The organism is Acinetobacter sp. AS5 (assembly GCF_048957595.1).
Lineage (GTDB): Bacteria > Pseudomonadota > Gammaproteobacteria > Pseudomonadales > Moraxellaceae > Acinetobacter.
Genome location: NZ_JARDAL010000010.1, coordinates 1 through 20,425, shown reverse-complemented (window position 1 = coordinate 20,425; position 20,425 = coordinate 1). Strand labels below are relative to the sequence as shown.

16 protein-coding genes are annotated in these 20,425 nt (G+C 44.1%); 1 reads left to right on the top strand and 15 read right to left on the bottom strand.

Features of this window, described 5'->3' with window-relative positions; all coding sequences use genetic code 11:
* Positions 1-12: 12 nt before the first annotated feature.
* The 15 genes from PV763_RS04595 to PV763_RS04525 form a co-directional block, all read right to left on the bottom strand.
* Positions 13-375 carry a hypothetical protein gene (locus PV763_RS04595; RefSeq protein WP_174894146.1) on the bottom strand — a complete coding sequence of 121 codons (363 nt, stop codon included), beginning with the start codon at positions 373-375 and terminating at the stop codon, positions 13-15.
* A 69-nt stretch (positions 376-444) separates the two neighbouring features.
* Positions 445-897, bottom strand: a complete 453-nt coding sequence (locus tag PV763_RS04590; RefSeq protein ID WP_174894145.1) for a pilin — start codon at positions 895-897, stop codon at positions 445-447.
* Between the two features lie 211 nt (positions 898-1,108).
* Positions 1,109-1,669 carry a TPM domain-containing protein gene (locus PV763_RS04585; protein WP_420937439.1) on the bottom strand — a complete coding sequence of 187 codons (561 nt, stop codon included), beginning with the start codon at positions 1,667-1,669 and terminating at the stop codon, positions 1,109-1,111.
* On the bottom strand, positions 1,663-2,706 hold the full coding sequence (locus tag PV763_RS04580) for a TPM domain-containing protein (RefSeq protein WP_420937438.1): 1,044 nt from the start codon (positions 2,704-2,706) through the stop codon (positions 1,663-1,665). Before PV763_RS04580 ends, PV763_RS04585 begins: the two co-directional genes overlap by 7 nt.
* Before the next feature lie 31 nt (positions 2,707-2,737).
* Positions 2,738-3,328: a LemA family protein gene (locus PV763_RS04575; protein WP_004281156.1), complete on the bottom strand. Its 591-nt coding sequence runs from the start codon at positions 3,326-3,328 to the stop codon at positions 2,738-2,740.
* 183 nt (positions 3,329-3,511) lie between these two features.
* On the bottom strand, positions 3,512-4,933 hold the full coding sequence (locus tag PV763_RS04570; RefSeq protein ID WP_420937437.1) for an FAD-dependent oxidoreductase: 1,422 nt from the start codon (positions 4,931-4,933) through the stop codon (positions 3,512-3,514).
* A 72-nt stretch (positions 4,934-5,005) separates the two neighbouring features.
* Complete coding sequence (gene gltB / locus PV763_RS04565; RefSeq protein ID WP_420937436.1) at positions 5,006-9,481, bottom strand: glutamate synthase large subunit; 4,476 nt, start codon at positions 9,479-9,481, stop codon at positions 5,006-5,008.
* Between the two features lie 449 nt (positions 9,482-9,930).
* Positions 9,931-10,809, bottom strand: coding sequence for a hypothetical protein (locus PV763_RS04560; protein ID WP_005263881.1), 879 nt, complete (start codon positions 10,807-10,809; stop codon positions 9,931-9,933).
* 10 nt (positions 10,810-10,819) lie between these two features.
* Positions 10,820-11,899: a 3-dehydroquinate synthase gene (gene aroB, locus PV763_RS04555; protein ID WP_253100434.1), complete on the bottom strand. Its 1,080-nt coding sequence runs from the start codon at positions 11,897-11,899 to the stop codon at positions 10,820-10,822.
* A 28-nt stretch (positions 11,900-11,927) separates the two neighbouring features.
* The gene (gene aroK, locus PV763_RS04550) at positions 11,928-12,464 is read right to left on the bottom strand and encodes a shikimate kinase AroK (protein WP_005101380.1); all 537 of its coding nucleotides are present in this window, start codon (positions 12,462-12,464) and stop codon (positions 11,928-11,930) included.
* Between the two features lie 36 nt (positions 12,465-12,500).
* Positions 12,501-14,669: a type IV pilus secretin PilQ gene (pilQ, locus tag PV763_RS04545; protein ID WP_420937435.1), complete on the bottom strand. Its 2,169-nt coding sequence runs from the start codon at positions 14,667-14,669 to the stop codon at positions 12,501-12,503.
* 17 nt (positions 14,670-14,686) lie between these two features.
* Positions 14,687-15,214: a pilus assembly protein PilP gene (locus PV763_RS04540; protein ID WP_004732447.1), complete on the bottom strand. Its 528-nt coding sequence runs from the start codon at positions 15,212-15,214 to the stop codon at positions 14,687-14,689.
* Positions 15,214-15,936 carry a type 4a pilus biogenesis protein PilO gene (locus PV763_RS04535; protein WP_071851533.1) on the bottom strand — a complete coding sequence of 241 codons (723 nt, stop codon included), beginning with the start codon at positions 15,934-15,936 and terminating at the stop codon, positions 15,214-15,216. The genes PV763_RS04540 and PV763_RS04535 overlap by 1 nt, the downstream gene beginning before the upstream one ends.
* The gene (locus tag PV763_RS04530) at positions 15,933-16,571 is read right to left on the bottom strand and encodes a PilN domain-containing protein (protein ID WP_071851535.1); all 639 of its coding nucleotides are present in this window, start codon (positions 16,569-16,571) and stop codon (positions 15,933-15,935) included. The genes PV763_RS04535 and PV763_RS04530 overlap by 4 nt, the downstream gene beginning before the upstream one ends.
* Complete coding sequence (locus PV763_RS04525) at positions 16,571-17,629, bottom strand: pilus assembly protein PilM (RefSeq protein WP_004644949.1); 1,059 nt, start codon at positions 17,627-17,629, stop codon at positions 16,571-16,573. Before PV763_RS04525 ends, PV763_RS04530 begins: the two co-directional genes overlap by 1 nt.
* A gap of 165 nt (positions 17,630-17,794) precedes the next feature.
* Between PV763_RS04525 and ponA the strand changes: the two genes are divergently transcribed.
* The gene (gene ponA, locus PV763_RS04520) at positions 17,795-20,320 is read left to right on the top strand and encodes a penicillin-binding protein PBP1a (protein WP_420937434.1); all 2,526 of its coding nucleotides are present in this window, start codon (positions 17,795-17,797) and stop codon (positions 20,318-20,320) included.
* Positions 20,321-20,425 lie beyond the last annotated feature (105 nt).

Genomic DNA, 20,425 nt, shown 5'->3' with positions numbered 1-20,425 from the left:
CTAAATAAATTTCTATTCACAAAAAATTAAAGATTCTTTCATAGCAAATATTTCTATTTGATTCAATAATTCTTTCTGCTCTTCTACTGTTAAAATCTTTTCACCCGTATCGTTTATAATTTCAATTATAGTTAATTCATCATTCTTTATTTTTTGCTGGATTTTATCCTGAAACTTAGATTTTAAAGAATCTAAATCCTCACACTCAAAGTATATATTCAAAGAAATTTCTTTCACAAAATCATATCTATGAGGAACGATATTATTATTTCTAAGAATTCTCCAATCTTCTTTATAGAATTCACCACTTTTATTCTTAAATCTAAACTGAATTAATTGTTCATAGATTTCATTAACACCATTTTGTATCGACATTCAACTTTATCCCCATTTTTCATAATTCAAAAAAAGACTGGCGAACCAGTCTTTTTTAAATTTAATGCATTAGGTAGGAGCTGTACAGCTACCAACGCTATTTTTTCTTACCAAATCAAGTGCAGCAGCATGAGTCATGTTTGAGTGAGAGCACCATGTGATACTTGTAGCATTTAAAGTAGGAGTATATTGAATTTTCGAACTATCTACCGTAGAGTTGATGCCAGTTGCCAAAACCATTGTAATCACACCATTTGTAACAGAAGCAGAAGCTACTTCTTTGGTTGCAGTAAATGTAGAAATACCATTACTTCCAGTATCACAATCAGTTAATGCACCTGTTTCTTGTGCACATAAGCCGACTTCTGTTTTTAAAGTCTCCGCAGCAGTTAAGGCATTCCCCACTTTTGCTTTCACTGTATAGTTTTGGTATTGAGGAATCGCTACCGCAGCCAAAATACCGATGATTGCAACAACAATCATTAATTCAATAAGGGTAAAACCCTTTTGTACTGTATTCATAACATTCTCCACAAATGTTTTTTGTTTATTTATAAGCCTAAAGAAAAAGCTCATTTAGCTTAATTTTATATTTAGCACTAAGTGTGCCAAGTTTTATTATAATAAAATTAACAGAAAAAACAGCACTTTAAAAAAATACTTTTATTTTTGTAACTACTGTGTTTTATTTTGTGCAACTAACTGACAAAAATTGTCAGTTAGTTGACTAAAATCACCCCAATATAATCGGTTTATTCCCTAATTCATTCTTTAAGTCATCTATTTTTCGATCATAATATTGATCCAATACTTTTCCAATCTCAATTACCCCTTCAATTACACCTTCTTTAAACTTCTGCTGGACTAAATGCTGAATAATATTTTGGCAGATTTCATCCCAGACTTGCTGGGTCGTCGCATTTTTAATTCCACGATCAATCACAATCTCAACCTTGTGTTCACATAGGTTTAAATATAGCAGCACACCACTATTATATTCGGTATCCCAAACACCAATTTCCGCAAATAACTGTCGGGCCCGACATAAGGTATCTTGATAATAGGCAGATCGTGAAGGCAGACAACCTTCAATCACCACCTGAATCTCCCCCACATGCCCCTGCTCCGCTTTTTCAACCGCGACTGCAATGGCATGCTGATCCTGTCTGGAAAAAAAGCGCTTGGTTGCCGGCATATAAAAGAAATGCTTGAGCCAACGCTTAAAACTCGGCTGTGCCTGTTCTTCCAGCTTTGGCTGCGTGACAATCTCTGTTGTATCTGTAGTTGTTACCATGAGCCTGATGCTCCTCCCCCACCAAATCCACCACCGCCACCGCCGAAGCCGCCGCCACCAAAACCACCACGGCCACTACCGCTGCCTCGACCACCACCTGCCAAGAAGGCATGTAAAATCAGCTGGGCAATGGCGGTGATCAATAAAAAGAAAATACCTACACCAATCATTAAACTAGCAACCAAGCCTAAGCCATTTACCAATCCTGCGACTGTACCTGCTACCGCCGCAGTCGCTGCGCTCAGACGTTTACCAAAGATCATGGATCCCACGACACCTGCGACAATAATAAACAGCACACTACTGAACGTCGCCTTACTGGCTTTTTGTGCCTGATAAGCCTGTTCCTGACGTTCTTTCAGTTCATCGGCTGCCTGAGCTGCAATTTCAGGATCTAAATTTAAAATTCGTTCAATTTCGGTTAGTCCGGAATCAATGCCCTGCGCATACTGACCTTGCTTAAAAAATGGCGTAATTTTGTCATGAATAATTCGACCTGCCACTATATCGGGTAGCACCCCTTCCAAGCCATAACCGGTCAAAATTTGAATACGGCGATCATTAATGGCAATGGTCATCAACAAACCATTATCACGTTTAGTAGAACCCAGCTGCCAAGCTTCAGCAACGCGCATGGAGTAATCAAAAATATCTTCCTGCCCGGTGGTCGGAACAATGACTATACCTATTTGCCCTTTGCCTTCATTATAAAGTTTCAGAATACGCTGACTGAGTTGCTGTTTTTCAGCGGGACTAAGTAAATTTGCCTGATCAATGACCGGTTCATTCAAGCTTGGTAAGTCGCGTTGAAACTGCCCTTCCGCCATGTCATTGGCAATTTGTGACTGTGATGCTGCTGCAGTTTCTGTATTTTGGGCTGGAGTATTTTGATTATTTTTAGGTTGTAAGATTTCACGGGCTACAATGACGTCTTCAGTATCTGTAGCCGTGGCCGTTTCTGCTGAAACAAGCATGGTTATTCCCATGCCCAGCATGAGAATTAAACCAGCACAGTATTTCAGCAGAATCTCAGACATATGATCTCTCGTTTATTTTATAAGTGGATACTTATTCAAAGGAAACCGTTGGCGCTTTCTGAGCACTTTGCTCAGCACTAAAATTCGGCTTGGTGTCCATACCAATCACTTTGGCAGTCATAACTTGCGGGAACTGACGCGCATAAGAGTTAAAGTCCTGAACCGTGGTAATATAACGGTTACGTGCCACCGCGATTCTATTTTCAGTGCCTTCCAGTTGCACCTGCAAATCACGGAACTGCTGATTGGCTTTCAGGTCTGGATAATTTTCAGTCACAGCCAAAAGACGTGACAAAGCACTGGTCATTTGCGATTGCGCTTCCTGATAACGCTGGAATAGCTCAGGATCTTCCAGAACTTCACGGTCTACTTTCAAACCGGCAACATTGGCACGTGCTTGAGTCACTTCGGTTAAGACCTGCTCTTCATGCGCAGCATAGCCTTTGACCACATTGACCAAATTTGGCACCAAGTCGGCACGGCGCTGATACTGGTTTTGCACTTCGGACCATGATGCAGTGACCGCTTCATCTTTCACCTGCAAAGTGTTATAGCCACATCCTGTGAGGGTCAAAGTACTGGCCAGCATCAGGGTTATTAAAGATTGTTTTAATAGACGCATGATGTTTATCCTCTATTATTTATTGATATTTATTTAATTAATTTGATTTTAAACAGTATTTTCTAAAGTTTTGTTACTTTTTATAATCTTTTTAATGCGTCCATTTTAAGTTTCACCATCATCGAAGATTAAAAAACCCGCCGTAGCGGGTTTTCTTGAATGATATGCGTTGATGGCTAACGATTAGATATCCAGATAATCCAGAATTCCTTCTGCAGCCTGACGGCCTTCCCAGATCGCAGTAACCACCAAGTCAGAACCGCGTACCATGTCACCACCGGCAAAGATTTTCGGATTTGAGGTCTGGAACTTATATTGCTGCTGCTCAGCAGCAACGACACGACCTGAACCATCCAGATTAATTTCCACATCGGTGAACCAGTCAGCAGGGCTGGTACGGAAACCGAAAGCAAGCAGGACTGCATCCGCTGGCAGAATTTCTTCTGAACCCGGAATCGGCTCTGGGCTACGGCGACCGCGGCTGTCCGGCTCACCCAGCTGAGTAGTAATAAATTTCACACCGGTCACTTTACCATTTTCACCAACAACTTCGATCGGCTGACGGTTAAACTGGAAATTCACCCCTTCTTCACGTGCATTTTGTACTTCGCGACGTGAACCCGGCATGTTTTCTTCATCACGACGATACGCACAGACGACTGACTCGGCACCTTGACGGATCGAAGTACGGTTACAGTCCATAGCGGTATCACCACCGCCTAAAACAATGACTTTCTTGCCTTCAACACTGATATATTCAGACGGATCTTTTTCCCAGCCCTGACAACGATTGACATTCGCAATCAGGAAATCCAGTGCATCATACACACCATCCAGATCTTCACCGGCAAAACCACCTTTCATGTAGGTATAGGTTCCCATACCCATAAATACCGCATCATAATCGGCAAGTAACTGGTCGATGGTCACATCTGTGCCAATTTCAGTATTCAAACGAAATTCCACGCCCATACCGGTGAAAATTTCACGGCGGCGCTTCATTACGTCTTTTTCCATTTTGAATTCTGGAATACCGAAAGTCAGTAAACCACCAATTTCTGGACGTTTATCAAAGACCACAGGTTTTACCCCATTACGCACCAGAATATCGGCACAGCCAAGTCCTGCAGGACCTGCCCCGATAATCGCAACTTTCTTATTGGTCCATTGCACATTGGACATATCTGGACGCCAACCCAAAGCAAAGGCAGTATCATTGATATATTTTTCTGCATTCCCGATCGTCACTGCACCGAAACCGTCGTTCAGGGTACATGCCCCTTCACATAGACGGTCTTGTGGACAGACCCGGCCACAGACTTCCGGCAAGGTATTGGTCTGGTGACACAGTTCAGCCGCCTGGAACAACCGGCCTTCAGACACCAGTTTCAACCAGTTGGGAATGTAGTTATGTACCGGACATTTCCACTCACAGTACGGATTACCACAGCCTAGACAGCGATGTGTCTGGTTGGCTGCAATTTCCGCGGTATAAGGCTTATAAATTTCCACAAATTCTGCTTTGCGGACATCAATCTCTTTTTTCTCTGGATCTTGGCGTGCGACATCCAGGAATTGAAAGTCATTATTCAGGCGTTCTGCCATGTCTCTCTCCGTGGGGAGATGTAAGGGGTTCACAGTTGCCTTACATCTGCCTATGTTTCTGCAGTAGTGGAATTATTGTGGATCAGCTTGAGTGGTTTTCAACAGCGTTTGCAAGTTGGCTGCTTTTGGTTTTACCAACCAGAACTTGCGGCTGTAGAAGTCAAACTCATGGCGGATCTTGTACGCCCAAGCACTACCCGTTTCTTTAATATGTTCATCCAGAATACGACCCAAGAAGGCTTTATGCTCTTCCATCGCTTCGGTGGAAATACGGTTCAGCTCAATCAATTCGTGGTTATAATGATCAACGAAGTCATTATCCAGATCAAGTACATAAGCAAAACCACCAGTCATACCCGCACCGAAGTTATGCCCCACTTTACCCAGCACCGTCACAATACCGCCGGTCATGTATTCACAGCAGTGATCGCCTGCACCTTCAATTACGGCAAATGCACCCGAGTTACGCACCGCGAAACGCTCGCCCGCTGTACCCGCTGCATATAACTTACCGCCCGTTGCCCCGTACAAACATGTATTCCCAATAATCGCGGTATTTTGGGTCTGGAATGGTGAACCTTTTGGCGGGAAGATCGAGATGCGACCGCCAGCCATGCCTTTACCGACATAATCATTGGCATCGCCTTCTAGACTGATATGCAGACCACCGGCATTCCAGACACCTAGTGACTGGCCTGCAGTACCATTCAGGTGAACTTTCACCGGATGGGCTTCCATGCTCAGGTTGCCATAGCGTTTTGCAATTTCACCAGACAGACGTGCACCAATCGAACGGTCACAGTTACCGATCGTGAAGCTATATTCGCCGCCAGTTCCCGCTTCAATCGCAGGTAGAATTTCATCCACCATTTTTTCAGCCAGAATGCCTTTATCAAATGGCGCATTACCTTGAACCTGACAATACTGCGCTTTACCTTCCGCAGCAGGATGCGACTCAAGTAATTTGCTTAAATCAAGATGTGCATGCTTTGCAGTTTCACCTGGCAAAACTTCCAGCAGATCAGTACGGCCAATCAGGTCTTTCAGACTTGATACACCGAGTGCTGCCAGCCATTCACGGGTTTCTTCAGCAATAAAGGTGAAGAAGTTGATCAGCATTTGTGGCTCGCCAATATAATGCTCTTGACGTAAATGATCTTGTTGAGTCGCGACACCGGTTGCACAGTTATTCAGGTGACAGATACGCAGGTATTTACAACCCAATGCGATCATTGGGGTTGAACCGAAGCCAAAGCTTTCTGCACCCAGAATTGCTGCTTTGACAACATCCAGACCGGTTTTTAAACCGCCATCTGTCTGTACGCGAACTTTACCACGCAGGTCATTCACACGAAGAGCCTGATGTGCCTCAGAAAGACCCAGTTCCCACGGTGAACCTGCATGATGAATTGAAGAAAGTGGAGAAGCCGCTGTACCGCCATCATAACCAGAAATAGTAATGAAATCGGCATAGGCTTTCGCTACACCCGCCGCAATCGTACCGACACCCGGTTCAGAAACCAGCTTAACTGACACCATCGCCTGTGGGTTAACCTGTTTTAAATCAAAGATCAACTGTGATAAATCTTCAATTGAATAGATGTCGTGATGCGGAGGTGGCGAAATCAGCGTTACACCCGGTACAGAGTAACGTAAACGGGCAATGAGACCATTTACTTTACCACCCGGCAACTGACCACCTTCACCTGGTTTTGCACCTTGCGCGACTTTAATTTGAAGGACTTCTGCAGACGTTAAGTAAGCAGGGGTCACACCAAAACGGCCCGATGCAATTTGTTTGATTTTCGAGTTACGGATGGTACCGTAACGCGCTGGATCTTCACCGCCCTCACCTGAGTTCGAGCGACCACCAATCGTGTTCATGGCAATCGCAATCGCTTCATGAGCTTCAGGCGACAATGCACCCAAAGACATACCCGCAGAGTCAAAGCGAGGCAGGATATCTTCCACAGATTCCACTTGTTCGACTGGAATCGAGTTATCTGTTTTGAGCTTGAACAGGTCACGAATCGTCGCAATTGGACGCTTGTTCACCAGTTCAGCATATTCTTTAAAGTCGGCATAATTACCCGAACGCACTGCTTTATGTAGCGAGTTGATCACGTCTGGGTTAAAGGCATGATATTCCTTGCCAAAGACAAACTTCAGCAAACCGCCCTGATCAATTGGCTTACGGTTTTTCCAAGCAATATCCGCCAACTGTTTCTGATCATTTTCAAGGTCGACAAAAGTAGCACCCTGAATACGGCTTGGTACACCAATAAAGCATTTATCCACTACTTCATTGGATAAACCCACTGCTTCAAACAGCTGACCACCACGGTAAGAGGCAACCGTAGAAATACCCATTTTCGATAGAACTTTCAGTAGACCTTTTTCAATCCCCTTACGGAAATTGTTTTGTGCATAAATTGGATCACCCAATAATTCGCCTTTCGCGACCAGATCATTGATTACGTCATAAGCCAGGTACGGGTAGATGGCTGTCGCACCAAAACCAAGAAGCACCGCGAACTGATGTGGATCACGGGCAAAACCGGTTTCAATAATCAAGTTGGCATCTGTACGTAGACCAGTATTGATCAGGTAATGATGCACTGCACCAGTAATCATGAAAGCATTGGCAGGCAAGTAACCTTCACGGATTTTCTTGTCGGAAAGCACCAGTAGGGTTTTGCCATCACGAATGGCTTGTGCAGATTCTTCACAGATACGTGCAATCGCTGCTTCCAGACCTTCGGTTTCAGCATAGTTCAGGTCGATATCTGCAATTTCATAACCGGCACGACCCAGGGTACGGATCTGATGCATTTTCGAATTAGACAGTACAGGGCTGGAAATGATCAAGCGGTCTGCATGTTCAGACCCCTGTTCAAATACATTTTGTTCACGACCTAAACAGGTTTCCAGTGACATCACAATCGATTCACGTAACGGATCGATTGGCGGGTTGGTCACCTGTGCAAACTGCTGCCGGAAATAATCCGACACATGGCGCACCTGACGTGACAATACTGCCATTGGAGTATCATCACCCATTGAACCTACAGCTTCCTGACCGCTTTCAGCAATCGGACGCAACAACTGGTCACGCTCTTCAAAGGTCACCATGAACATTTTTTGTGCCGCTTTCAGGCCATCGCCTTTTAAGCCTTGATCACATAAATATTCTTCCAGCTCTGGACTACCTTGCAAACGCACAGAATTTTCACGTAACCATTCACGGTATGGACGCATACGTTTCAGATGATTATTGACATCTTGAGTATCCAGCACCTTACCGGTTTGCGTATCAATGACCAGCATTTGGCCAGGACCGACACGGCCTTTAGAAATCACATCTTCAGGTTGATAACCCCAGACACCAATTTCAGAAGCCAGCGTGATATAACCATTCTTGGTGATGACCCAACGCGCAGGACGCAGACCGTTACGATCCAGCATACAGATCGCATGTCGGCCATCCTGAATCACCAGACCAGCCGGGCCATCCCAAGCTTCCATATGTTTTGAGTTGAATTCATAGAAAGCACGCAGATCAGCATCTAAGGTTTCCACATTTTGCCAAGCAGGCGGAACCAGCATACGGAGTGCACGGAACAGATCCATGCCGCCACCCACCAGAATCTCCAGCATGTTGTCCAGGCTTGAAGAATCTGAACCGGTACGGTTCACAATTGGATTCAGTTCAGTTAAACCTGGCAATAATGGATTTTCAAATTTCGGCACACGCGCCATGGCCCAGTTACGATTCGCAGTAATGGTATTGATTTCACCATTGTGCGCCAGGTAACGGAACGGTTGTGCCAACGGCCAGCGAGGCAAGGTATTGGTCGAGAAGCGCTGATGGAAGACCACAATATGTGATTCCAAACGTGGATCAGCCAGATCTGTATAAAAATCTGCAATCGCTTCCGGCATCATCAAGCCTTTATAGCTGATCACCGTTGAGCACAAAGTAGTGACATAGAAAGACGTATCATTCACCAACAGTTGTTCTGCACGACGGCGTGCCAGGAATAACTTACGGTTAAATTCAACCTCAGTCACACCCATTGGACAGTTAACAATAATCTGTTCAAATGCCGGCATCGATTGCAATGCAATTTCACCCAATGCATCGACATTGGTCGGAATCACGCGCCAAGCCAAAACGATTAAACCTTCAGCTTCAATCTCTTTGTTTAAAACCTGTTTGGCATGTGCAGCAAGTGCCGGATCAAGATTTAGAAACACCAACCCCACAGCAAACACTTCACTTAAAGTGGTATCACTTAAGCGTTTTGCTTCTTCACGGAAAAATTTCTTCGGCATCGCCAAGAGCAGACCACAACCATCCCCGGTTTTGCCATCCGCGGCAATACCACCACGATGGGTCATACAACTCAAACTATGAATCGCGGTCTTGACGAGATCATGGCTAGCATCACCCTGCATATGGGCGATCAAACCGAAACCACAGTTATCTTTAAACTCATCCGGTTGGTATAAACCTTGAGCGGGAGCTACATTATTAGGCGATGGCATGTGCATAGCGTACCCTTCTTTCACGAAGCCTCAACAGGCTATTAAACAATCTAAACTTTTCTCTGCGCTAGCGTCTAATGGACTTTCGAAGACTGTATTGGTAGAGCAAAAGCATTTTTCTTTATTTCTTCAGACTAGTCCTTTTTTAGACTAAATGCATAACAAATAAAGTTTATTCTGCTCATGAATAACATAAAAATCTGGAATAAATATGACATTCATACGGTGTCATCGAATCATTTTTCGCGCCAAAACAGGGAGATTAATTCAATTCATGCACCAATAAAGCAAATTCCATGCCAACAAACAGCGCATAAATTAAAACAATACAGATGACAAAGATTTAGCGCAGAACAGCACTCTAAGGGTTAATTTTAATGTGCATTTTTTGCACCAAAAGCGCTCATTTTTAATTCTGTAATTTTTTGGATGCGCTATTTTAGACCGGACTAATTAAATGGATCACTAATCTCATTATTTTGAGGACGAGGATTACTGCCCTGAGCAGGTCGATTATTGTTATTTTGCGGTTGAGGCGTGCCTTCTACAGCACTTTCAGATTTCTGTACATCGACCACATTTCCCGATGAATCACGGCGCACAATGGTGGTACTGGTAGTCGCAGCATCAGAGCTACGCGGCTTGGACTCAGTCTGGGTTTGCTGCTGTCTAAGTCGCACCGATTCATCTACTTTCGGCAAAGGCACATTTTTCAAACGAATTTCGTAAAGCTTTTGATTACTGGCCAATTCCTCTGAACCCAGATTATTGACCAGACTGACATATTGCTGCATTGCTACAACTTCAGGCTTGACTGAGGCCGGTAAATTTAACTTCAGTGTAGATAAAGCCTGATTGGCTTGCGCCGCCGTCTTATATTGACCATATAACAATACATATTGTTCTGGCTGATTTTCACCCGAGATTCTTAAATAAATAAAAGGTTTACGATCGGACTGTTTTTTAAGAAAACTTTTTAAAATGGCTTCATTGGTCACACGAAATAATTCAATGGCGTGCTGGTTTTTCGCTTCATTGACAAATTTGGTACCACGGAATTCCGGCTCATGACTGGCATTCACGACGGTACGCGTATTTAGGTCCAGTGGTTTCACTTCCTGAAAAAGTGCACCAAGATGGATCATTGTGGCGACTTTTTCTGGTTGAATCTGCAACTGAACTTCAGTTTCAGGCTTTTTTTCAATTTCGACGACATCATCTGAATCAGTCACCGCCCAAAAGACTAAGGCAGCAAATAGGCAGCATACACCACAGACCAGCCAAAAATAATGCTGAATCTTTTGCCAAGGAGTATGTAATGCTGCCATAAAACTAAACCTATGCCTGATTGGCTAATATTGCCTGTTTCATTAACTCGAGATCAAAGTCTCGGGTAATCACTGTTTTGCCTAATTGCTTTAATAACACCAGACGTAATTGTCCATTCAAGACTTTTTTGTCATGGGCCATATAGGCCAGAAAATCATCCAGAGGGATTTTAGGACAAACAGTAGGTAATTGGGCACGAGAAATGATTTTTTTTGTACGTTCTAAATCTTCTTGAGAAATCCAGCCCATACGCTGTGACAGATCAGCAGCCATCACCATACCGGTGGCAACAGCCTCACCATGTAGCCAGACACCATACCCCATGTAGGATTCAATCGCATGACCAAAGGTATGACCTAAATTGAGTAAAGCACGTTCCCCTTGCTCCTTCTCATCATTGGCTACGATCCGTGCCTTATGCGCACAGGAACGATAAACGGCTTCAGCCAATAATTTCTCATCACGAGCGACCAGAGCATCCATCTTTTCTTCAAGCCAGACCAGAAATGACTCATCGCCTAGCAGCGCATATTTAATCACTTCAGCCAAACCTGCTGAAAGTTCGCGGTCCGGCAAAGTAACAAGCTGCGACATATCCGCCAGCACCACCTGCGGCTGCTGGAAAGCGCCAATCATATTTTTACCCAGAGGGTGATTAATCCCGGTTTTTCCACCAACACTTGAATCTACTTGCGACAGCAAAGTCGTCGGTACTTGGATAAAGTATACACCGCGCTGGAAACAGGCCGAAGCAAACCCGGCCATATCTCCAATGACACCACCACCCAGCGCAAGCACAGTACAGTCCCTGTTAAAACCGGCTTCAAGCAGTGCATCAAAAATCAGATTCAGATGCGGACTATCCTTATATTTTTCACCATCAGGCAAAATACAGGTCGCAACACGTTTGTCCAGAGCTTCAATTGCAGTTTGATAACGCTGCAAATAAAGTGGTGCAACTGTGGCATTGCTTACAATCATCACTTGCTTACCCTGAATATAGGGAGCCAATAAGGCCTGTGGATCCAGATCGCTCCCGATAAAAATAGGGTAACGACGTTCTCCGAGTTCTACATATAAGGTTTGCATGCTTGATTAACCACTTTATTCAATGAACTTAGTTTTTAGAAGTAATAAGATTGAGAATCCGCTGCGCCAGATCACGCGCAGCACCCTGATTGGTCTCAATAATATGATGCGCCACTTCCCGATACAAGGGATCACGGACTGCCAATAAATCACGTAACTTTTGTTCCGGATTTTCGACTTGAAGGAGTGGACGGTTTTTATCGCGATAGGTACGTTGCAGTTGAATTTCAACCGGCGTATAGAGATAGACAACGATTCCGCGCTGTTTCAGATAATCCCGATTTAAGGTCTGAGTAATGGCACCACCACCGGTGGCTAAGACCAGATGGGGACGTGAGGTAAGGTCATTAATCACAGCAGTTTCACGGTCACGGAAACCCTGCTCCCCTTCTTTTTCAAAAATCCAGGGAATGGTCGCGCCTGTTTTACGTTCAATTTCATGATCACTGTCTAGAAATTCACGTCCTAACAATTCTGCGAGATGTCGTCCTACTGTTGTTTTACCGGCCCCCATCGGCCCTACCAAATAAATATTTGGCAGGGTTTCAAACTCTTTGCTTGGCAAGGAGTCACCTATTCGTTTTGTTAAATTCAAAATATATTAATGATTTCTTGAAACACTGTCATTAACAATTCGAGGTGTAACAAAAATCAGTAGCTCACGTTTATTATCCGACTTTAAATCTTTACGGAATAAACGTCCTACATAAGGAATATCCCCCAGGAAAGGTACCTTAGTTTGTGCATTACGGGTTTCTTGCTCAAAAATACCGCCTAGAACCACGGTTTCGCCATTGTCCACCAAGACATTGGTAGTGATCTGGTTTTTGTTAATAGTGAGCTGTCCAGTCGGTGTCGGGTTACCCGGTGAGTCACTGGTAATATTGAGTTCCATCTGTACTTTGCCATCTGGCGTAATGCTTGGTGTGACATCCAGACTTAGCGTAGCATCAATAAATTCCGTAGTAGATACTGCATTCGCACCACCACCCTCTGCTGACTGATACGGAATTTGAGAACCAGAGGCAACAGTTGCTTTCTGCTTGTCTGCAGTCAGTACTTTAGGGGTAGAAATCACCTCACCATAGCCATCTGCCTGAAGTGCAGAAAGCTCAAGATCCAGCATAAAATCAGAAAGGCTGATCAAACCAAAGGAAATACGACTGGCACCTGAACTGGTTACCCCCAAATCCACATTTAAGTTATCTGGTCTTTGAATATCGTAGGTCCAGCGACCTGTTTCACTATCTAGTTCTGGCTCTCTAAGATCCCATAACGTCGTGTCACTACCACCGACCAGAAGATTATTATTGTTGGTAATTCCTTGAGACAGAATCCCCCACTTCACTCCCATTTCTTTGGTGAAGTCCGTGGTAGCTCGCACAATACGTGCTTCAACCATTACCTGCTTTACCTGTACATCGAGCAGATCTACCATATTACGGATTTTATCAATAAAAGGCTGGGTATCATTCACAATAATAGTATTGGTTCGTGCATCAATAGACACAGAGCCACGTGAACTCAATAAGCTTTCTCTCTCATCATTATTTGTAGTGTTACTCGAACTACCTGAACTAGATGCGCCTTTATTCTGCGTAATCAGTTTCTCAATATCAGCGGCTTTGGCATAACTGAGCTGCATATATTCCGTTTGGATAGGCGCAAGTGCAACACTCTGCTTAATCGCCTTAGCTTCTTCCTCTTCAGCCTTTATCAGCTCTGTAACTGGTGCGATCCAGATCACATTGCCATTGCGCCGTTTATCCAGATTTTTGGTTTTCAGCACAATATCCAGCGCCTGATCCCAAGGTACCTCTTTCAAGCGCAAAGTAATATTGCCTTGTACACTGTCTGCGGCCACCATATTAATATCAGTGAAGTCAGCTAAAAGCTGTAAAACACGACGGACTTCGATATCCTGGAAATCTAAGGAAATTTTCTTGCCGGTATAAGCCACAGTTTTAGGACGTAATGGGCTCTTAGCTTCCGGACGTTTCAAGCTGATGGTCAGCTTGTTATCAGTCTGATAAGCCATATATTCATAACTTTCCGCAGACTGAATCGTAATGACTCCTGAACCATTTTGATTCACAGCATCCACACTTGATACCGGAGTCGCAAAATCAGTCACATTAAGACGGCGGGTCAAATGAGCCGGAATCTTGGAACCTAAAGTGCGCACAATAACCTTGGTACCCTGCTGCTGTACATCAACAGGAGTATTATTCCCTAATAGATCAATAACGACCTGGCCTTCACCTTGCGCACCGCGCTGGAAACCAATGTTGCTAATACCCTGAGCTGACTGTTGCTGCACAGGTTGAGTTATGGCTACAGGAGTTGCCGAGTTAATTTTAAGAATAAAGGTATTACCTTCTACACGAGTCGTAAAGGCTCCAGCCTCGGTCAGATTTACAGTCAGACGTGCACGCTGAGCATCCGAAGTGACATCTACCGAACTAGCTTCACGTGTTGCCACCGGAATACTGCTTTGTTTTAAATTCTGTTGTGCCTTATCAAAGTCCAGAATCAAACGTGATGGTGATTCTAATTGATAGGCTTGTGGTTGTGGCGGCAAACCATTGAACATCACCCGAATCTCAGTTCCTTGTCCAGGAAGCTGCATGGGTACTACATTGGTCATTGAAACCTGCGCACTGGCCGCTTGCATCACCGCAATCGCAACAGCACCCATGGAAAACTGACGAAACACACGATTCATTGTATTAACATCCCCAAAAATAAATTCTTTAATACTCTTATTCATTGTTATTCCTTTAAAACTTATGGCGCCGGCCCGATAAGAACCAGACTTCGCGGACGTTCCACATATCCCTCACGGCCATCTGGAATAATCTCAATCAAATCGATCTGTGTTGGTGTAATTCCAACCACACGACCATGATTAAGTCCCATATAGCTACCACGTTGGATCCGCTCAACCTCACCATCAGGCGTCTGGATTAAAGCCAGAATCTGTCCTGCCTGATTGCGCATACTGCCTTTCATGGTCAATGTTTCCAGCGGATAACTTTCTAGCGGTTGCAGTTGACGTGATAGGTTTGGATAAACCCGTTTCCCCGCCATAATTTTCAGTTCAGCAGCCAAAGAGCTTGGTAAAAAAGGACTTTTGATCTGATGGGCTGCATAGTTGAAGGTTTCAACTGGCATAAAATCAGGCGCAGGTTCAATTGGCAAAGGTGGCTGATTACGAATATTGGCCATTTCCTGATTGACTGCATCAATGCGTGAATCACATCCCAATAATAAAAACCCAAGTGTTAAAGCCGAAGTAATTTTAATATTCTTCATTACTGCGCCCCCTGAGTTGTGCTATTAGCTGCAGGCTGCGCTGCAGCACCATCCGCATTACCGACATAACGATAAGTTTTGGCTTTCACCACATAATCAATGACCGGAATTTCAGATTTTTTCTCTTTGTTTTCAGTACCGGTAATGGTGAAATCATGTAGTGTAACGATACGCGACAAGCCGGCAATACTGCTCACAAAGGAACCAAAAGCATGATAATCGCCGGTCGCTTCAATTGAAATCGGCTGTTCAATAAAGAACTCTTGTTTAATTTCAGGTTCCAGACGGATATTTTTAAACTTCAGGCCTGAATTCACACCGCTCAGGTTAATATCTTCAACCAGACCCGGAATTTCAGTTTCTTTCGGTAACTGTTCTAACTGCTGGTTAAAACGAGCTTCCATTTCCTGAAGCTGGATTTGATATTGTTGTAAGTTGCGTAATTTGGATTCTTTTTCACGGAATTCATTCAGCAGGTTTTGTTCCTGGGCACTGGCTTGTGAAATTGACTCAATCGTGCTTCTGATCATAACGAAGTAAATCACAGCAAAGGCCAGTGCGACAATAAAAATCCAGCAGGTAATTTTGACCGATAAAGGCCAGCTACCATAGTTATTTGGATCTAATGTATTGAATTGCTGAAAAAACTTTTCAACAGTCATTTTATTTTTGGGTACAGCGACGACATCCTGGCTGAACTCATCGAATTCTTCATTACTCATGATGATGCCCCCGTAGTTGTAGTGACTGCTTGTTGTTCTTCGTTAAGTACTGGCTGAGCGATCTGATCCAGATCTACCGTCACGGTAAAACTACCATAGGACTCTTCCACACGTGGAATAATCGAGCTCGGCGCCTTTTCTTTGACTTCTTCAGCCACTAGAAAAGCGTTCATAAAGGCATTTCGATACCAAGATGAAGCTTCCAGATTACGGAGCAGTTCTGCTACCGTATTTGGACTTTCAGCCCGACCTTCAATGGTAAACTTGTCGCCGATACGCTGGAATTTGGTGATATACATATTGCTTGGGGTCACCCGTACAATTTCATCAATCAAATGCACCGCAATCGGACGCTGGGTTTGTAAACCTTGAATGAGTTTCATTCGTTCGACAATCGCATTACGCTGTTCTTGCAAACCTTCAAGCGCCTTTAACTGCACATCCAGATTCTGGTTGGTGCTTTGAATCAGCTGATTGGCCTGCTCCTGATCTTGAAGCTTGTGATCATAATAAAACCAGGTTGAACCCGCTGCCGCTAATCCCAAGAAAAGCGCCCCCACGCAGATTGCCACGAATTCATTATTTCTTTTAATTCTTAGCTCATCACGCCAAGGAAGTAAGTTAATTCTTGCCATTAATCAAAACTCCTTAATGCCAAACCGCATGCAACCATGAGTGATGACGCGTCATTTTCGATTTTTTTAATATCAATTTGAGGAGAAAATCCCATTTGTAAAAATGGATTCGCGATCGTGACACGGTAACCGAGTTTTTGTTGTAATAATTTTGCCAGACCTGGAATATTGGCATTCCCGCCGGCCAGTAAAATATGGTCAATCTCATTGAACTGAGAGGATGAAAAGAAGAATTGTAATGAACGGGCTGCCTGTTGTACGACAGCATCCAGAAATGGTTCTAGGACTTCAATATCATAATCATCCGGCAAGGCACGGGTTTTTTTAGCACGCCCAGCTTCTTCAAAGGATAATCCATAACGATTCTGAATTTCCTGAGTTAATTGCTTACCGCCAAACACCTGCTCACGGGTATAAATAATCTTGTTGTTCTGCATCACCGACAAGGTCGTCATACTATGACCAATGTCTAAAATACCAACCGTATTGACCCCCATCGGTAAAGTATCCGAAAATACTTTAAAGGCATTTTCCAGCGCAAAACTTTCTACATCTGCAATCTTAGGCGTTAGGCTGCTAATCTCTAAAACTTCAGAACGTGCTTCGACATTTTCAATTCGGGTAGCGACCAGCAGTACATTGACCCGGTTCGGATTGGAAAGGCGGTCTGGCAGAACTTCAAAGTCCAGACTTGCTTCATCGAGTGGAAAAGGAATGTATTGTTCCGCATCTTCACGAATCTGAACTTCACGTTCATCATCTGACATGTCTGCATCCATCTCAATGATTTTGGTGATGACCATTGAAGTAGGAATTGCAAAAGCGGCCTGATTCGACTGGGTATTGCCCAAATTAATTGCACGCCCAAGGGCATCAGCGACTGCTTCTGGGTTTAAAATGTTTTTTTCAACAACACTGTTTTCCGATAATGGGATCAAAGCATAGCTCTCTACCCAGTAACGGCCACTTTTTACAGAAAGTTCTAAAACCTTAACAGAAGTCGAACTAATATCGACTCCTATTAACCCCTTATTTGGTTTACGATATAACCTGCGCACAATACACTTCCTATTATTTTTTTGTCCCCAATTCAATCTAACTTACCAATTGGTCCAGTCTATAATTTTATATAGATACAATAACTCATCTAACAATATGGATATCGACAGGATATACTGACCGGTAATTAGTTCGCCATTAGCTCTTATTAAAACTTACTTGTTATGAAAAAGCTATCTTGTTCAGGCCTAGTTCATCCATTTTTTTTGATCATTATCATTATACTGATCTCAATTCCGATGGGTTTCTATGGCATGTATCTCTATATTGCCCCATCTTTGCCTGAAATGTCTACGCTTAAAAAGGCCCCTTTATTAAAGCCTTTACAAGTTTTTAGTTCAGATAATGAATTAATTGCCGAATATGGAGGCAAGCTTTCTGTTCCCGTGAAATATGAACAAATTCCGCCCGAGTTTATTCATGCTTTCCTCGCCGCCGAAGATTCCAGCTTTTTTGAGCATAGCGGAATCAGCTTTAAAAGCTTGGGACGCGCACTCAGTGAGACGGTGACCGGCTCGGATGTACAGACTGGTGGTTCGACCATTACCATGCAAGTGGCAAAAAACTATTACCTTAGCCCTGAACGGACGCTGAAGCGCAAACTGACTGAAATTTTTCTGGCCCGTAAAATTGAGCAAAGCTTAAGTAAAGAAGAAATTCTGACCCTGTATGTCAATAAAATTTTCCTGGGGAAAAATGCTTACGGCATCGCAGCAGCAGCTAAAATTTACTATAACAAGAGTTTAGAAGAGCTTTCAATTGCACAAATGGCGATGATCTCTGGACTGCCTAAAGCACCTTCTCGATATAATCCGGTGGCCAATCCCAAACGCGCCCTGGAACGTCGTAATTGGATCTTGGGTCGTATGCTGCAATTGGGCTATTTAAACCAGAGCCAGTATCAGCAAGCCATTGCTGAACCGGTAAATTTAGATATGCCTGACCGGAGTACCCGAAACAAATTCCCGTATGTCGGTGAAATGGTACGCTCTGAACTGGTACAAAATTTTGGTGAACAGGCGGTAGATTCTGGTTATAAAGTCTATACCACCATCCATAGTGAACGTCAGGCCTATGCGGAGCAAGCGGTACAAGAAGGTTTAGAGGCTTATGACCGTCGACATGGCTGGCGTGGTGCTGAAGCAAATGATCAACCCCTCGACAAGTTCCGTGCCTATGCCAATACCTATCCCGCGCAAGTGACTCAGGTGGGTAATTCTAGTTTTGAAGCACTCATGCAGGACGGAAGCAGCGTGACCGTCCCCTGGTCAGGTATGTCTTGGGCACGTCGCTTTCGTAACGTCAACAGTGTAGGTGGTGCACCGAGCAAAGCGTCCGAGATTGTCAAAGTCAAAGACATTGTTCGTTTAAGACCCAATGAAAATAAAACCTCTTGGTCATTGGTGCAGATCCCCAATGTACAAGGACAATTGATTGCCATTAACCCAAATAATGGTGCTATTGAGGCTATTGTCGGGGGATATAATTTTTATCAGTCGAAATTTAACCGTGCAACCCAAGGCTGGCGTCAACCCGGTTCTACCATTAAGCCTTTTGTTTATGCCCTGGCTTTAGAACGTGGCATGACGCCACATACCATGGTCAATGATGCACCCATTACCATTGGCAAATGGACGCCACGTAACTCGGATGGCCGTTATCTGGGTATGATCCCGTTACGCCGTGCACTTTATCTGTCACGTAATACAGTCTCAGTGCGCTTATTACAGGCCGTCGGGATTGAACGTACACGTCAGTTATTCATGGATTTTGGTTTACAGGACAGTCAGATTCCACGTAACTATACCATTGCCTTAGGTACCCCGCAGGTCCTCCCGATTCAGATGGCGACTGGCTACGCCACCTTTGCCAATGGCGGTTACCGAATCCAGCCGCACTTTATTACCCGTATTGAAGATGCCTATGGCAATACCATCTTTGAAGCTAAACCTGAATATGCCTGTATCTCCTGTATTAATGAAAAAGAAGAATCAGTTCAAGCCACTGACCCTATTACCGCAGATGACGAAGCAATTGCAATCAACAATACAACTTTAGAGCAAAAACAGGCTGCACCTAAAGTCTCTGCCGAAGACAGTAATTATCGTCAGGCACAGCGTATTTTAAAATCTAGCTCTGCCTATGACATGGCCAATATTTTGCGTGATGTGATTCAGCATGGTACCGGTCGTGCGGCATTAAGAATTGGTCGTAGTGATATCGGCGGGAAGACCGGTACCACCAACGATGCCAAAGATGCCTGGTTTGCTGGCTTCAATGGCAAGTTAGTCACCGTGACCTGGGTGGGCTTTGACCAGCCGACCACCTTAGGTCGCCGTGAATATGGTGGTGTGGCAGCTCTACCGATCTGGACCGATTTTATGGGCAAGGCATTAAAAGGCCAGCCAGAAGCATGGGTACGTTTAGACCGCAATGCCAAGGCACCGGTAAATCGCACCAAGGTGGTTCAGGCTGATGAAGCACAGAATGATCCATCTTCTCCGCCTCTGGCGACAGCACTTTACCGTCCAGCACCTGTGGTCGTCCCGAAACGTACAGAAACTGACTTTGAAGATTTACCAGATCAACCGATTCGTTTACCAGATGATGAAAGTTCTGCACCTCAAGAACAGCCTCTTCAGCCAAATCGAGTAGACTCTCTCGAAAATCTGATCGAAGAAGTCCAGTAATCTGACTGGTATGAAAAAGCCCTCAGTTGAGTAATGCCAGTCAGTTAAGCAGACATTAGAAAAATGTAGTAAAAATGAGTGTATGCCAATACGCTCATTTTTTTT

What these genes read in the sequence shown, in the direction of transcription:
- PV763_RS04595 (WP_174894146.1), bottom strand. Translation starts at nt 375, where the DNA reads ATGTCGATACAAAATGGTGTTAATGAAATCTATGAACAATTAATTCAG.
- PV763_RS04590 (WP_174894145.1), bottom strand. Translation starts at nt 897, where the DNA reads ATGAATACAGTACAAAAGGGTTTTACCCTTATTGAATTAATGATTGTT.
- PV763_RS04585 (WP_420937439.1), bottom strand. Translation starts at nt 1,669, where the DNA reads ATGGTAACAACTACAGATACAACAGAGATTGTCACGCAGCCAAAGCTG.
- PV763_RS04580 (WP_420937438.1), bottom strand. Translation starts at nt 2,706, where the DNA reads ATGTCTGAGATTCTGCTGAAATACTGTGCTGGTTTAATTCTCATGCTG.
- PV763_RS04575 (WP_004281156.1), bottom strand. Translation starts at nt 3,328, where the DNA reads ATGCGTCTATTAAAACAATCTTTAATAACCCTGATGCTGGCCAGTACT.
- PV763_RS04570 (WP_420937437.1), bottom strand. Translation starts at nt 4,933, where the DNA reads ATGGCAGAACGCCTGAATAATGACTTTCAATTCCTGGATGTCGCACGC.
- gltB (WP_420937436.1), bottom strand. Translation starts at nt 9,481, where the DNA reads ATGCCATCGCCTAATAATGTAGCTCCCGCTCAAGGTTTATACCAACCG.
- PV763_RS04560 (WP_005263881.1), bottom strand. Translation starts at nt 10,809, where the DNA reads ATGGCAGCATTACATACTCCTTGGCAAAAGATTCAGCATTATTTTTGG.
- aroB (WP_253100434.1), bottom strand. Translation starts at nt 11,899, where the DNA reads ATGCAAACCTTATATGTAGAACTCGGAGAACGTCGTTACCCTATTTTT.
- pilQ (WP_420937435.1), bottom strand. Translation starts at nt 14,669, where the DNA reads ATGAATAAGAGTATTAAAGAATTTATTTTTGGGGATGTTAATACAATG.
- PV763_RS04540 (WP_004732447.1), bottom strand. Translation starts at nt 15,214, where the DNA reads ATGAAGAATATTAAAATTACTTCGGCTTTAACACTTGGGTTTTTATTA.
- PV763_RS04535 (WP_071851533.1), bottom strand. Translation starts at nt 15,936, where the DNA reads ATGAGTAATGAAGAATTCGATGAGTTCAGCCAGGATGTCGTCGCTGTA.
- PV763_RS04530 (WP_071851535.1), bottom strand. Translation starts at nt 16,571, where the DNA reads ATGGCAAGAATTAACTTACTTCCTTGGCGTGATGAGCTAAGAATTAAA.
- ponA (WP_420937434.1), top strand. Translation starts at nt 17,795, where the DNA reads ATGAAAAAGCTATCTTGTTCAGGCCTAGTTCATCCATTTTTTTTGATC.